Annotated in this window: 14 protein-coding genes; 3 read left to right on the top strand and 11 right to left on the bottom strand. The window is 37.8% G+C overall.

The window, feature by feature from the left end; genetic code table 11:
* Positions 1–40 precede the first annotated feature (40 nt).
* A complete protein-coding gene (locus V7149_RS20035; protein WP_335347357.1) occupies positions 41–586 on the top strand; it encodes a helix-turn-helix domain-containing protein in 546 nt (181 codons plus the stop codon).
* Between the two features lie 230 nt (positions 587–816).
* Here V7149_RS20035 and V7149_RS20030 read toward each other — a convergent pair whose 3' ends face one another.
* Positions 817–2,049 (bottom strand): MalY/PatB family protein, encoded by a 1,233-nt coding sequence (locus tag V7149_RS20030; RefSeq protein ID WP_335347356.1) that lies wholly within the window; start codon positions 2,047–2,049, stop codon positions 817–819.
* Between the two features lie 468 nt (positions 2,050–2,517).
* Between V7149_RS20030 and V7149_RS20025 the strand changes: the two genes are divergently transcribed.
* On the top strand, positions 2,518–3,783 hold the full coding sequence (locus tag V7149_RS20025; RefSeq protein WP_335347355.1) for an MFS transporter: 1,266 nt from the start codon (positions 2,518–2,520) through the stop codon (positions 3,781–3,783).
* 346 nt (positions 3,784–4,129) lie between these two features.
* Here the strand turns inward: V7149_RS20025 and V7149_RS20020 are convergent, their stop codons facing one another.
* The 8 genes from V7149_RS20020 to V7149_RS19985 form a co-directional block, all read right to left on the bottom strand.
* Positions 4,130–5,179, bottom strand: a complete 1,050-nt coding sequence (locus V7149_RS20020; protein WP_335347354.1) for a 2,3-butanediol dehydrogenase — start codon at positions 5,177–5,179, stop codon at positions 4,130–4,132.
* Positions 5,180–5,455: 276 nt separating this feature from the next.
* Positions 5,456–6,409 carry a sigma-54 interaction domain-containing protein gene (locus V7149_RS20015; RefSeq protein ID WP_335347353.1) on the bottom strand — a complete coding sequence of 318 codons (954 nt, stop codon included), beginning with the start codon at positions 6,407–6,409 and terminating at the stop codon, positions 5,456–5,458.
* 104 nt (positions 6,410–6,513) lie between these two features.
* Complete coding sequence (locus V7149_RS20010) at positions 6,514–7,146, bottom strand: GAF domain-containing protein (RefSeq protein WP_335347352.1); 633 nt, start codon at positions 7,144–7,146, stop codon at positions 6,514–6,516.
* A 307-nt stretch (positions 7,147–7,453) separates the two neighbouring features.
* On the bottom strand, positions 7,454–8,194 hold the full coding sequence (locus tag V7149_RS20005; protein WP_438824042.1) for a sulfite exporter TauE/SafE family protein: 741 nt from the start codon (positions 8,192–8,194) through the stop codon (positions 7,454–7,456).
* A gap of 56 nt (positions 8,195–8,250) precedes the next feature.
* A complete protein-coding gene (locus tag V7149_RS26605; protein WP_438824134.1) occupies positions 8,251–8,499 on the bottom strand; it encodes a hypothetical protein in 249 nt (82 codons plus the stop codon).
* Between the two features lie 254 nt (positions 8,500–8,753).
* Positions 8,754–9,173, bottom strand: a complete 420-nt coding sequence (locus V7149_RS19995) for a hypothetical protein (RefSeq protein WP_335347350.1) — start codon at positions 9,171–9,173, stop codon at positions 8,754–8,756.
* Positions 9,157–10,398, bottom strand: coding sequence for a replicative DNA helicase (locus V7149_RS19990; RefSeq protein WP_335347349.1), 1,242 nt, complete (start codon positions 10,396–10,398; stop codon positions 9,157–9,159). The genes V7149_RS19995 and V7149_RS19990 overlap by 17 nt, the downstream gene beginning before the upstream one ends.
* Before the next feature lies 1 nt (position 10,399).
* Positions 10,400–11,284 (bottom strand): DnaD domain-containing protein, encoded by an 885-nt coding sequence (locus V7149_RS19985; protein ID WP_335347348.1) that lies wholly within the window; start codon positions 11,282–11,284, stop codon positions 10,400–10,402.
* A gap of 366 nt (positions 11,285–11,650) precedes the next feature.
* On the opposite strand from V7149_RS19985, the gene V7149_RS19980 reads away from it, so the two are divergent.
* Positions 11,651–12,085: a hypothetical protein gene (locus V7149_RS19980; RefSeq protein ID WP_335347347.1), complete on the top strand. Its 435-nt coding sequence runs from the start codon at positions 11,651–11,653 to the stop codon at positions 12,083–12,085.
* A gap of 16 nt (positions 12,086–12,101) precedes the next feature.
* On the opposite strand, the gene V7149_RS19975 is transcribed toward V7149_RS19980, so the two are convergent.
* Together V7149_RS19975 and V7149_RS19970 are read right to left on the bottom strand one after the other, a co-directional pair.
* On the bottom strand, positions 12,102–12,485 hold the full coding sequence (locus tag V7149_RS19975) for a hypothetical protein (RefSeq protein ID WP_335347346.1): 384 nt from the start codon (positions 12,483–12,485) through the stop codon (positions 12,102–12,104).
* A gap of 550 nt (positions 12,486–13,035) precedes the next feature.
* Positions 13,036–13,770: a DUF3888 domain-containing protein gene (locus tag V7149_RS19970; protein ID WP_335347345.1), complete on the bottom strand. Its 735-nt coding sequence runs from the start codon at positions 13,768–13,770 to the stop codon at positions 13,036–13,038.
* Positions 13,771–13,793: the final 23 nt, after the last annotated feature.

Here is a 13,793-nt window from a genome sequence, read left to right as displayed (position 1 = left end):
GAATGGCAAGCTTGATTAATGTTAGACAAGGAGTGTGGAAGTGAAGGATTTAATTGGAGTAAAAATAAAGAGTTTACGAAAAGAGCGAAAGTTAACATTAAAACAAATAGCCGATCAAACTAATCTTTCAATCAGCTTTTTATCTCAAGTGGAACGCTCAAAATCATCCATAACGCTTGAATCATTGAAAAAAATTTCTGAAGCACTTGGAGTCAATCCGAGCTACTTCTTTTCAGATTCTGATAGGAAAGCTACACCAACTGTTATGAGAAACATAATTAATAAGACGAACACCTTACATAGCCAATTTTTTTATAGGGATTTAGTGGGAAACATTGAAAATCCACTATTTAATCCTATATTAGTATTGCTTAATCCAGGCGCTAATAGAGAGGATTCTTATTCACACTCGGGGCAAGAATTTCTTTACGTTCTAGAAGGGAAACTTACTATCCTTATTGACAAAGAGGAATATGATCTGAATCCCTTTGATTGTATTTTCCTAGATTCAACAACTCCCCACAATTGGATGAATAAAACAAATTCGATTGTAAAATTCCTTTGCATTTCAAGTATTCCTGTTTAAGTTCCAACGGGTTAGTTAGAAATTATCTATGGTTGCTGCGAATCTTTCTGAACTTGGTTGATCATCTTTAAATTAACTATCCTAAGTTTTAATGAAAAATTCAGGTATTACTTTCTTATTTAAAACAAACAATAACCATCAAAAGTTGATTTAACAACATTTGATGGCTATTTGTCTTTTATTATTTTCTATGAACACTATTGAAATATGAAAAATGGGAACATCAACAATTAATCTTGACCCACCAAGCAATCTGATTTCATATCGCTTTCCTTTTTCAACACTTCACATATTCTTTTTAGTCCCTCTTCTAAAACAGATCTTGGACATGCCAGGTTAAGGCGAATATAACCGTCTGAATTGTCGACAAACATATTTCCTCCTTCTAGAAGCACTCCAGCGTTGTTGGCAAAGTATAATGGCAAGTTTTCTTCGTTGGGCAGATAGGATTTAATATTCACCCATGCCAGATAAGTGGCCTCAGGAATCCGAAACTCAGCTTCAGGTAAATGATGTTCTAAATATTGTTTGGTAAAAGCAAAATTGTCATCTAGATAGTTTTTTAATTGTTTTAGCCATTCATGACCGTGCTCGTAGGCAGCCTGCGTTGCTGCAATGCTCAGCGGGTTTTCAAAATCGTAGTGGCGGGCCTTCCACACCGCTCTGATTTCATCATTAGGAATGATGACGTTCGAGAACATTAACCCAGCCAAATTAAAGGTTTTGCTTGTTGCCATGCAAGTGATAATCCTATCTGTTTGCGGGAAGACTTTTGCCAGTGGGGTATGAACAACTCCATTTCTAAGCAAATCGCAATGAATTTCATCCGAAATAATCCACAAATTATTTTCAAGGCAAATGTCGCCAAATTTCTTTAACTCTTCTGGAGTCCACACACGACCAGATGGATTGTGGGGATTACAGAAAATGCATAATGTTACTTTTTCATCTCTCGCTTTTGCTTCTAAATCATCAAAATCCATCGTGTAATAACCCTGTTGATTCACTAGATCAGAGGTTACTAATTCAATATTACTGAAATCCGCAGCATGTTTGAAATAGGCATAAGACGGGGTAACAATTAAAACCTTCTCGTCTGGTTTGCAGATATATTCAACCAACTCATACAAAGCAGGTATAATTCCAGGCGAAGTCACCAAGTGCTCTTGTTCGAAGGTCCAGTTGTAATGCTGTTTCGTCCAATTGGAGAAAGCAAGATAATAGTTTGGATCAAATACCTTGCTATAACCAAAAATCCGCTTATCCACTCGCTCTTTGACCGCTTCGATAATTTCAGGAGGAGCAGCAAACTCCATATCAGCTACCCACATACGAATAAATTCATCATCTTTATAAGGGAAAACCATGTCTTTTGGTGCTTTAAAAATATATTCTCTAAAGCCGTCCGTGTTCATTGCATTTGTCCCTTTACGATCAATTATTTCGTCAAAATTATACTTCATCTTTTTTCCACTCCTTCTAGCATCCTTAACCACTTTTTCTCTTAAAAGAATTTAGATTTTTTTAAAATTTCCTTTATCTTATAATTCAAATTATTTCATTCATTGAAAAGCCTGTCTACAAAAATATGACTCGAACTTTTCTTACTAGTGCTTTCTTTAACTCGAATGACAATTTTAAACTTTGTAATTTTAAGGAAATCAAATTAGAATATTTAATTAGGAAGCCTAACTAATTTGGTATCTGCCTTTTAATATCTTAAACTTAGAGTAGATGTGACTCGCGTCTTGGAGCGCCCGTACGAGAAATGCTCACTATGAAGGGTTCATGACTCGCGTTTCGGAGCACCCGTGTGAAAAACGCTCACTATGAAAGGTTCATGGGACTCGTTTTGTTGGACCTTTATGAAAAAACTCGCCATGAAGGGTTTGCTTAAGTATTTGCAAAAAAAATTGAAATGGGAGTACAACATGGATAAAAATAATCGCCTTTATTTTGGCTGGTATATTGTGATCGCTGCTTCCGTCATTGTGTTGCTTACTACTGGCTTGCGAATGGGCATCGGTCCCTTTGTCAATCCGATTATGGAGGATTTAAAGTTATCTCGCACGGAATTTTCGCTGATTGTTTCAGCTGGAATGATTGTTTATGGGATCGGCATGTTGCTAGCTGGAATTCTATTAAAAACTTTTCATACACGTTTTGTATTATTGATAGGATTAGCCATTGTATGTATTTCGATTGTATGGACGGTTAACTCCAACGGGATGCTTTCGTTTCTATTATCATTCGGTGTGTTCCTGTCGATTGGACTTTCTTTTTTAAGTAGTATTACGTTATCGCCCATTATTAGTAAATGGTTTGTCCGTCAGAGAGGGAAGGCACTTTTTTATTTAACGACCGGGGCAATGGCGGGGATTGCCGTAATGACGCCCGCTGAAACCTGGCTGATTGGTCTTGTCGGCTGGCAGAACACCCTCTTACTATTTGGTGGAATATTTATCATCCTTGTCCTTCCATCAGCCATTTTAATAATGAGGGAAGATGTTCCGGCTGGGGCTGACGGTATGGGAGCCGCTGGCGAGAAAATTAGCCGGGAAGAACCAGCCATCACATTTAAGGATGCATTAATGACAAAGACATATTGGAAAATTATTTTTAGTTTATTTGCTTGTGGATTTGGGATGAATCTATTAGGTTCCCATGGGGTGCCGATGTTGATCGATCATCATTTTTCACCCATGACCGCTTCGTTTGGGATAGGGATGATCGGGATTGTTGCCATTATTGGCACATTGTTTTTAGCGCAGCTTGCGGACCGTTTTCCACGGAAAAATCTTTTATTTATCATCTATTTTGTTCGCGGACTTGGATTTTTCGCTCTCGTTTTATCGATGACTACCTGGCAGCTCTTTCTCGTTTCCTTTATTGGAGGGTTGGTATGGGCCGGTTCCGTTGCTATGTCCACAGCGATTTTAGGTGACTTATACGGAGTGCGGTTACTCGGAATGTTAAACGGATTCGCCTATTTTGTAGGGCATCAAATCGGTGCAGCCATCGGGTCATTCATGGGAGGCTGGGCATTCGAAGTGTTCGGAACTCATTTCATTTCGTTTGGTGCTGCAGGGATCCTTGCCATTCTTGCTAGTTTTGCATCCATTACATTGCCTAAAAGTCTATCATTCTCTCAAAAAATAAAAATGGGGGAAAAGCATAAAATAACAGTTGGACAATGAGTTGTCGTGTAATAAATTTGCATAAATAAGAATTTAGAGGCTAGATGAAAATCCTGGGAATTTGCTCAAAATATAAATCAAATCGATGGGCCATTTGAGCCTAGTCCATTAATATCTAATCTAATGGAAAAAGAAATTCACGGTGAGATTTCTTCAGAAGAAGTCGTGGAAAAATTAAACCTAGCATACAAGCAAGAGAATGAACATAAACGATCTATTTGTTTAAGAATAGCACCTCCTAATATTAGACAGAGCTAAAATTAGGGGTGCCGTTCATATCATCTTTTTTTCATATTTAGAATCTTGATGCTAAATTTAATTCGAAGATAGATACCTTCTCAAACAATTATTCAGCTTTTACTAAGATTTTTATATGGTTTCTTTCTTTTAGTAGACCTTCGAAGCCTTCATCAATTACTTCATCAAGCGTGATGCGTTTCGTTACGAGTTTATCTGCAGGGAAGTATCCTTGTGCCATTAAACTGATGACGGCTGGGAAAACATCACGATATCCGATAATCCCCGTTACTGAACGTTCCTTTAGAACGATATTTTGAGGATGAATGGATGCTTCCTTCTCAAAAATACTTACAATCATAGTTTCTCCGTTGAATTTCGTAGAGTTAATGGCTTGTGTTAAAACTGGCGGTACTCCAGTCACTTCAAATGAAACATGCACTCCACCATTTGTTAGCTGGTGGATTTGCTCTACAACGTCACCATTATTCGGATCAATCGCGATCGCGCCTAGTTCTTCTGCTTTTTGTCTGCGTTGTTCAGATAATTCAACTGCATAAATTTCTGCTGCACCCGCTGCTTTTAATGCTTCAATAACTAATAAACCGATTGGGCCCGTTCCAAAAACAGCTACTTTATCGCCGACTTGGACTTTACTTTGTTTAACAGCATGAAGAGCAACAGCTGATGGCTCCACGAGTGCCCCTTGTTCATAAGATACATTTTCCGGAAGCTTATGAATCATATGTTCTGGCACAGAAGTGAATTCAGAAAATCCGCCTCCGCCTCCTGCCAGGCCATAGAATCCCATTTTCGAGCAAAGATTATATTTTCCTTGTTTACAAGCTTCGCATTCTCCACAAGAATAAATTGGTTCTACTGCAACTCGGTCACCCACTTGTACCTTTGATACCCCTTCACCGACTTCAACAACTTGTCCAGAAAACTCATGTCCCATGACAATAGGAGCTTTATCACCCGTTAATGGATGTGGTGTTTCCGCTGGAATAAAAATAGGACCTGCGGTATATTCATGTAAATCACTACCACAAATTCCACACCACTCCACTTTAATTTTTACTTCCCCTTTTTTTGCTACCGGTTCATCAATATTGTCTAGTCTTAAATCTTTTGCGTTATGCCATCTTAATGCTTTCATTCAGCCCATCCCCTATCTTACGTCATTCTTTGGTGTATTTTTGCTACACACTTCTATAATGCAAATTTCGTGCCAACTTCAAAATTACTACATTGATATAGTTTCTAACTCCTTTTTTATAAAAAAATAAAGACAAAATGAAACAACTTTTCTCAAATTGTTTCATTTTGTCTCATATCGACTCGCTTTGTCTCACTATAAGTGGCTGGTCTAAAAAATATCTCTCGAAATAAATAAGATCCGCGGAATGAAATCCAACTGATTCTATCTTTATGATTACAAATCATATTTTTTCATCTTTCGATATAAAGTGGCTCTCGATATTTGTAATTCCTTTGCTGCATTGGATACATGCCCCTTATATTTGATGAGTGCGTCTTTAATCTTGTTGATTTCTACTTCTTCTCTAAAGTTATTCACTTGTGTATAAGTATTTGTTAATGATATTTCATCCAAAGTTGATGTCAATTGTAACAATTCATCATCTGTAGGAACTTTATATGCATATAGTAGTTTGCATCGTTCGAGTGAATTTTTTAATTCACGAACATTCCCATGCCATTGACCCTTTGTAAAAATACTGATTAACCTTTTTCTCCAACGCGGAAACCATTGTTCTTTCAGAAAAAAGTTTTCTATTAAACTTTTTATATCTTCTTTTCTTTCGCGTAATGGAGGAATGGTCATAGGATACACGTAAATTCGATAAAAAAAGTCTTCTCTCATTTTTCCTTGTTTCACTAAATCTCTTATATCGATATTGGCCGCTGTAATGAGACGGACATTTACCTTCCTGACATCTGTACCACCTAAACGCGTTAACTCTTTTTGCTGAAGAACTCTCAATAAAGCTTTTTGCATCGATTGAGAAATATCGCCAATCTCATCAAGAAACAGAGTACCACCGTCTGCTTGTTCAAATTTACCTTTGAAGCCTTTTTTATTAGCTCCTGTAAAGGCACCTGGTTCATAACCAAAAAGTTCACTTTCTAACAACTGTTCAGGAATAGCAGCACAATTTACCTTAACAATAGGACCTGTTGAACGATGACTATTATGATGAATGGCCTCTGCAATTATTTCTTTTCCCACACCTGTTTCACCAAGTATATGAACAGGAGCTTCTGTGGGAGCCACTTTTTCTACTTCTTTTAACAGATCGTGATATTTTTTACTTACTCCTTTAACTCCATCAAATCTCAAAGGTATGGTTTGTTCTTCTTCCTCCATAATCGGAATGCGGTAACCAATCACTCTATTTTCTTTTAAGATGGGAATAAGTGTATTTGATAGGTTTAAATCTTCTTTATCTACTTCTGTAAGCGATAAACCTATCAAACCTTGATAATTAGGAATGAGTTGAGGCGATAAAGCACAAATGGTTTTATCCCATGAACATATAATAGAAAGAGTATCTGAATAGAAGTCATGCTTGAAATATTGAGCACCCCTAACAGTTCTTGATTTTGATTTAGAATCGGAGCGGCAAAGCAGTTCCAAGATTGAGAGGCTCTAGCAAAATGCTCATAGCCATTAACGTTTATCGGTTTTAGCCATCTCTTTACCAACCCAATCGCATTTGTACCTACTTCCTCCTCAATCCATGTTACTCCCTCTTTAAAGGAAATACGCTCTGCTGCATTTACAATGGAACTTTCACCCGCTCTATACAAAATACATCCGTCAGAGTCCGTTAAAATGGTTACATAATTGGAAGCCTTTAAAAATCTTTGTAATTGTGGAAGAGTCTGTTTCGTCAAACTGATCAATAGTTGATTCTCTTTCATTTTTTTTTCAAAGTCTTCTCTATTTAAAATTTTCGTGGCAACTCCATCATACGGATTTACGTTATGTTGTCTACATAATTGCCAAGACTGGAGAATTTCATATGACAAATTTCGTTCATCGATAGAACCTTCTTGTACAAAACTCATCCAAGTTTGCTTTGTCACCACTGCACTAGTCATTCAAGAAAAACCTCCTAAAGAGCAATACCTTTAGTTCTAGTATTTTAGATTCAATATCCATACTCTCTTGTATTAATTATGACATAATTTGGGTAGTTTTTCTTCTGTTCCTGATTAGGTAATTGCAACCATCCTTAACTTAGTATTCTCTAAAGCTTATAAACTGACAAACTATATATCTCCCTTCTATGACTATGGGATTTTTCATATTCCTGCCTCTTTCCGATTGAATGTAGCAAATCCCCTAACTTAGTAAAACCTACCTGACTATGAGACTAACACCATAGCCAAAATAAATCGCATTTTATTAGCCCAAGAGGAGTAAAAGCCCAGCTACTGCGGGCGTTGAAATCATCGATATTTTTAAAACTGATTTTGGGGCAAAGTTGGTGAATTTCGCGCCAATATAGGCACCAGTCATCGAACCGACTAATATTTGTATAAGAAGAATCACATCAACATATCCGCCCGTACTAAATCCAAGGCTGCCGCCAATCGCGATTGGAAGCATGACCAGCATCGTGGTTCCGACGGAGTGACGGACTGATAATCCTAAAAAGATCATTAATCCAAGCTGGATAAATGGTGCAGCTCCGATGCCGAAAGACCCTGCCATCAGACCGGAAAGCAGCCCCAGAGTAATTGCTCGAATCCAAAATCCGTAATTATTTTCTGAAGCAGCTGAGGCCTCCTGCACGGCTGAAGGCTGTTTTAATAGAAATAATCGGAAAACGAGTAATATCGAACAAAAAATCAGTATGCCCCCAGTGAACCAATGCAATTGCGCAGTAGGGATAATCGCGGCAATCATCGAGCCAAAAAAGGCGCCAATGGCACCAAATGCCCCGACAACGATTCCCGCCTTTAACACGATATTGCCTTCGCGGTAATGACTGACCACACCTGATAGACAGGTAAATGCCATTGCCGCTAAAGATGTACCCAACGCCGTATGTATTGGGATATGAAACATCAATGTCAAAATCGCAATAATAAATCCAGCCCCGCCAGCCCCGATAAATCCTAACAGTATTCCTAAGATCAGCATCGTAAATATAATAGCCAAATGAAAACCCCTCTTCCGCCTATTTCTTCTTGTGTCCTCTATCCATAATAAAATCCCTTTTCATAATATATATTATTTGAATGAATTTCATATTTCCAATCCCTTGTCTCCCAACGTTTCAAGACATCGCCCCCAACTCCAGCGATGCAGCACATTTCAGCCACTCCTTCCAGGTCCATTTTGATGGCAATCATATTAGGCAGATTAGTCCGCCGATGAACATCCGGAACACGAACACACAATAGGGTAAATATGATTTTTTCACTAAAAAAACTCACTTCTCTCATTTGGAAAACCTACTTTACTCGTATCGTAAAGCAATTAACTACTACTTTCAAACTATTTTTAAAATTCCGTTAAATAAATCGCGATTTTGGCACAGTACAAAGAAAACGCGCACCATGAAAGTATCATAACGACCGTTTCTCGCACTTTCCTAAGAAAACACGCTTCATGAAGGGTTCATGACAACCGTTTCTGCACTTTCCTCAGAAAACGCGTTCCATGAAAGGGTCAAGACGGCCGTTTCTGGCACTTTCCTTCAGCAATATCCAACCAAACAAGGAAATTCCTTTTGTTCCTTTTTCCATTCACGAAAACTTATAAAGCGATTAGCGATGAATACCTCTTCATCCGGAGCCATTTCACGACAATTCAATGCCCTTCGTCCCGTCGTTCGCCACAAATGTATTTTCGCTTCTTCTTCACTTTCAGCAAAAATAAAAGCCCATTTCCGCTCCCCCACCTTAAGTGCATACATATGAATCTCGCAAAAACGAAGATAATTGTTTTCAATCATGTTTGTCAATTTCTCCATATCTGGCTGAACTTCAAACAAAACAGAATCCTCATCATCCAATGATATTTTCCCCTCTTGAATTAAGCACAAAATGTAATGAGCAAGGACATGCTCCTCATAGCGCATGGCATCTTCATAAAGAGCTTCAATCGTCGGCATCATCCATTCTCCCTGTAAATTGATTATAGTTTACAAAAACAGTTCCGACTGGGCCGTTGCGGTTTTTGGAGATAATCAGCTCCAGCTGTTTCTGGTCTGAGGCCAGATCATAGTACGTATCACGGTAGAGGAAAATAATGACGTCCGCATCTTGCTCGACACTTCCCGATTCACGGATGTCCGACATGAGAGGTCGTTTATTTTGCCTTTGCTCCACCGCTCGATTTAATTGGGCAAGCAAGAGAACGGGGCAGTTCATTTCCTTGGCGAGCATCTTCAATTCCCGAGAAATTTCCGTCACTTGCATGTGCATGTTTCCGCCATAATCCTGGTTTGGGCGAATTAACGTTAAATAATCAATCATGATGATCGGTTTTGGTTCAGGAAATTGATGAATCAGCTTTCTCGTTTTCGCCCTCATCTCAGCGATTGTTTGCCTGGCGCCGTCAAATATCTGCATATCTGTCTTGGATATACGCCCGATAATGTCCGTCCATTTTTCCTTTTGCTCCAAACTAAGACTTTGAAAAGGGTTTCGTAATTTGATGCGGTTGATCCCCCCTGTGGAGGCGATTAACCTTTGTACCAAGCTTTGAGTAGGCATCTCGAGTGAAAAAATAATGGGAAGATACCCATGCCAGCCAGCTTCTTTCGCAAAATGGAGCATCACATCTGTTTTTCCCATGGATGGCCTAGCAGCAATGACCGTCAGCTCCCCCGCTTGAAAACCATTCGTCATTTGATCCAAACGCTTAATCCCCGCAGGAATCCCTTTTGTTTGCTTCCCTTCCTGCCATGGTGCTTCATAAATATCAGCCAATGCTGTTGAAATGGACAAATGGTCATCCATTCTCGCTTCATCAATGAGATGTAACGTCTGAATCACTTGCTGGATTCCCCAGTCCTCCTCTTTTGCCCGTGTTAAAATATTTCTCTTCTCCCGCTCCTTCCATTGGTCAAGAAGGAGCTGCTCATATTCATCAAACTTTTTCGGATTGGCATACGATTGTAGATCGTAAAGATAGGAGATTCCTCCGAACGGTTCCATATCCACGGTTGTCGTGAGCGTAATGATGTCCACGCTCCTGCCTTTTTCATGCAAAAGACGCATTTCCCTATAAAGTGCTTGATGACGATGGTCTTCAAATTGTTCAGGCCTGATCACACTATTCCCTATGTAAAAATTCTCCTTCAGCATACAGCCAAGCAGCGCTTTTTCGACAGTCATGTCACTCCTCCCCCTCTGACGGATTATGCTGATAAATACTTGGTACATTGGGGCTCATTTCTGTCATAGCTGGACCCTTTTTCCGCTGTTCAAACTCCTTCTCCAACGCCCATACATCTTCCAGCGTGTTCACCCGTTCGTCACGCCACCTTTTCAAAATCCCATATGTATACCGCCAATTTCGTTTACCGACAGATAATGATATTTTCATAGCCTCTATCACAAGAAGTTCCCCAAATTCGTCTACAGAATCTCCAATTTCTTCTGTGATAAATGGCGATAGTACGCCAAAATTATGTTGATAAAAATCAAACACCTGATCACACCGACTACTTAGTAGTTGTTTTTCTTTTTCTTTTTCTTTTTCTTTTTGTTTTTCTTTTTGTCCCCGTATCGTGGACGTATCGTCCAGACTGTCATGATTCGATAGATCATCTGACTCGTTTTTAGACCATTCAAAAGAAGAATCAGCATATGATTCGAATAACTTCCTCATCTTTACATTTCGAATACGTTCCCCTACATACCCAATGAGCTGTAAGTCTTTTACCTTTTCTAATTCGCTTCTCACGCAATCCTCCACCGGTTTTCCGCCGCGAATAAAATTAAATTTTCCCCAATTCTTAACAGCGATTTCCCGAGTTTCCTGGTTATATTTCAAAAGTTTGTGCTTATTGATCAAGCGCTCCAAGATACTTTGAATGGCCTCTTGCGAATACCCTGTATCAAAAGCCATTTGTCTTTTTGTTATCGTGTAAATCCCGATTTGTTTCGTATTTTTATTCGTCAACAAATAAAGAAACACATACTTATCCTCCGGCGTCATTTCCTCCACAACCTTCGGATCATCCCAAAATTGAGTGTAAACCACGCGATACCTTGCCATTATTACCATCCCTTTCTTGAGACTCTTTATAAATTCATTCACTTTTTATATATGGATGAAGTCGAAAAAAGGACAGGTTTTATCAAAAAAATAAATCAGAGCCGAAGCCCTGATTTGTTTCTGGAATTTAACTACGTTGGAGTCAGACTACCGGATGGGCTCTATGGCACCATAGTGTATCGACCTTTTTCGCCAGCCGTAGAAACAGTATAGACAGGGGAATCCATTTTCATTCTCTGTGGTGAAGCGCTGATTTTTGCGCTTCATGGATGGCTAACGGGCAGTTTAGTTCAAGAAGAAGTGGTAAAATACAAATGAAATAATCATATTATTGGGACTTATTAAACAGAAATTACAAAAGAGGTTTTGGATAAAGTATTTTTCAAGGATGGAAGTCTAAGGGATATTTATATTGTTGACGTTGATTTAACCGATTGGCAAAAATTTTTTGATTGGATTCGCACTTCTCCTTGGGATATTGTTTATTACAAGGATGGACAAGAAACGGAGTATGAAGAAACCGATGATGCCCATTTTTTAAAAGATAATGACTACCATATTTTAATGTCTATTAACATTAATGGTGTTTTGATTAATTGCCATTTCTTTTCAGAAGATGAAATAGAATTTGATATTGATCCAAAAGAAGTTAAAAGTATAACTGTAGTTATTGCGGTATTTAAATTTATGAAAAGCCTATCAAAAATTCTAGATAAAGAAAGTATTCTTACTGGTGAAAACTCTCCTGAGTATCCATTGGTTACAGTTAAATCAGATGGAACAATTCATATCAATATTTAACTGGGTGCTTGTTCAACTAACGATTCAGTTTTTTTGCAGAGAAGTAAAGATTGATGTTCAACTTTATTACATACATCTTTATAAGATTACCTGTTTGTCCAAACAAATAATTTAAGTGAGAATATTTTAAATGTATCTTATTTGAAAGGAGGTCACCATATATGGGTGTAATACCTTGTTCTTCAACAATAACTACAGAAAGTGGAACAGTGATAATGACAACATTTTCTCCGCTTAATAACACATTTACAATTACTATAAATCCTAGTAGCCCCTTAGTCACATTCTGTATAGATTTACCTTGTGTATCTTTTGGAGATTTTACTTGTACAGATGGATTTGCTTGCGAAGGTATTTGTACTACTGCCCCAAGTGGCAATGGAATTGGAGCTAATCCCAATCAAACTACCGCTACACCATTGTCATTCACGTATACGTTTAACAGTAGCGTAACACTTACTGCAGGAACATCTTTTGCAAATTTCCTTTATAGTAATGGGACTTCAGATTCTAACGTGGAATTACCTTGTGCTCCTGTATGCTCTTAAGCCCCACTAAATTTAAATTAGACTTACTTGAGGGATGTCTATTATTTTGAAAATGCAAGTTTTATTAGAAAGTCACACGATAAATTAGTTCTTTGTTCATGTAACGGAGATCGGTAGTTTAATATAAATAACTAAACCTCGCCATCACTTGGCGGGGTTTAGTTATTTATAAAATCAACGACAAGCCTTAACAGATAGAAATAGATACATATTGACGTAATGAGAAAACAACCAAATTCACAATGCCGGTGGATTTATTTGAAAAAATGTCTAAGGGAAAAAAAACCGAGTTAATATTCACATGAAAAAATAGCTGGTTTTAAAGCTGGATGTGCAAAATAGCACATGAAATAAGTGTAAATTATCAGGCAAAGTGACAGGTCTTGAGTCCCCAAATTTTTTTTATTGCTGCTTTGTTTTCTTATAAGAATTATTTCTTAATTCTATCTTAGTCCATTCTTCTTTTGGAATGTCTCTATGTTTATAATCAACAACCTTAATATGGCTACCTTGAATTTGAAAAGTAATTGTTTCTTCACCATAAGGTGGATTATGTGCCCCCTCGAAAGTTTGAACTTGAACAGTTACATTTAAGTTGAAATTTGTCTCATCTCTCTCTATTTTAAGGATTTCCTCGAATCCCCGATCCCACAGTTTAGGTTTATAATATGTTTCAATAGCTTTACTTATTGGGTCAACTAAGCGTTCAATCAATGCTTCTTTAAGTAATTGTTTTGGAACTGGTATTCGGTTAATTTTCTTTCTTTTAACATCAACAATTTTCCACCTATCTTTTAATGGGCCACTTGTTTGTTTTTCAACAGTATAAAGTACATTAGTTCCATCTTCTTTCCAAAGGTGAACATAACCTTTGTTACCCTTGATATATAGTCGTGGTTCATCAATCCATTCTTCTTCCAACTGAATAATTGTAAAATATAATTGGGCAAGTGGTGTTATTTTATAACCCAGCTGATTAAAATCACCAAATCCATAGAGTAGATAACCTGTTAAGTCAATATCGAAATTCATACTACCATTGTTGCCTTTTTGTACAGTTGCATGGGCTGTGCAAGGCATAAAAATACTCATAAGAAGTACAGTAATTACAGAAATAGCGGATAACTTTGGTCTCATATTCAATCACCTCCATAATATAT

The sequence above is a fragment of the Bacillus sp. JJ1503 genome, assembly GCF_036965125.1.
Classification (GTDB): Bacteria; Bacillota; Bacilli; order Bacillales; family Cytobacillaceae; genus Cytobacillus.
The sequence above is the reverse complement of the archived record's forward strand: the minus strand, read 5'-3'. Positions and strand labels throughout refer to the sequence as shown.

Bases quoted from the DNA above. Each gene is read 5' to 3' on its own strand.
- V7149_RS19985 (WP_335347348.1), bottom strand. From the start codon at position 11,284: ATGGCAAGGTATCGCGTGGTTTACACTCAATTTTGGGATGATCCGAAG.
- V7149_RS26605 (WP_438824134.1), bottom strand. From the start codon at position 8,499: ATGAGAGAAGTGAGTTTTTTTAGTGAAAAAATCATATTTACCCTATTG.
- V7149_RS19970 (WP_335347345.1), bottom strand. From the start codon at position 13,770: ATGAGACCAAAGTTATCCGCTATTTCTGTAATTACTGTACTTCTTATG.
- V7149_RS20020 (WP_335347354.1), bottom strand. From the start codon at position 5,179: ATGAAAGCATTAAGATGGCATAACGCAAAAGATTTAAGACTAGACAAT.
- V7149_RS20010 (WP_335347352.1), bottom strand. From the start codon at position 7,146: ATGACTAGTGCAGTGGTGACAAAGCAAACTTGGATGAGTTTTGTACAA.
- V7149_RS20005 (WP_438824042.1), bottom strand. From the start codon at position 8,194: ATGCTGATCTTAGGAATACTGTTAGGATTTATCGGGGCTGGCGGGGCT.
- V7149_RS19995 (WP_335347350.1), bottom strand. From the start codon at position 9,173: ATGATGCCGACGATTGAAGCTCTTTATGAAGATGCCATGCGCTATGAG.
- V7149_RS20025 (WP_335347355.1), top strand. From the start codon at position 2,518: ATGGATAAAAATAATCGCCTTTATTTTGGCTGGTATATTGTGATCGCT.
- V7149_RS20030 (WP_335347356.1), bottom strand. From the start codon at position 2,049: ATGAAGTATAATTTTGACGAAATAATTGATCGTAAAGGGACAAATGCA.
- V7149_RS19990 (WP_335347349.1), bottom strand. From the start codon at position 10,398: ATGACTGTCGAAAAAGCGCTGCTTGGCTGTATGCTGAAGGAGAATTTT.
- V7149_RS20015 (WP_335347353.1), bottom strand. From the start codon at position 6,409: ATGGAGGAAGAAGAACAAACCATACCTTTGAGATTTGATGGAGTTAAA.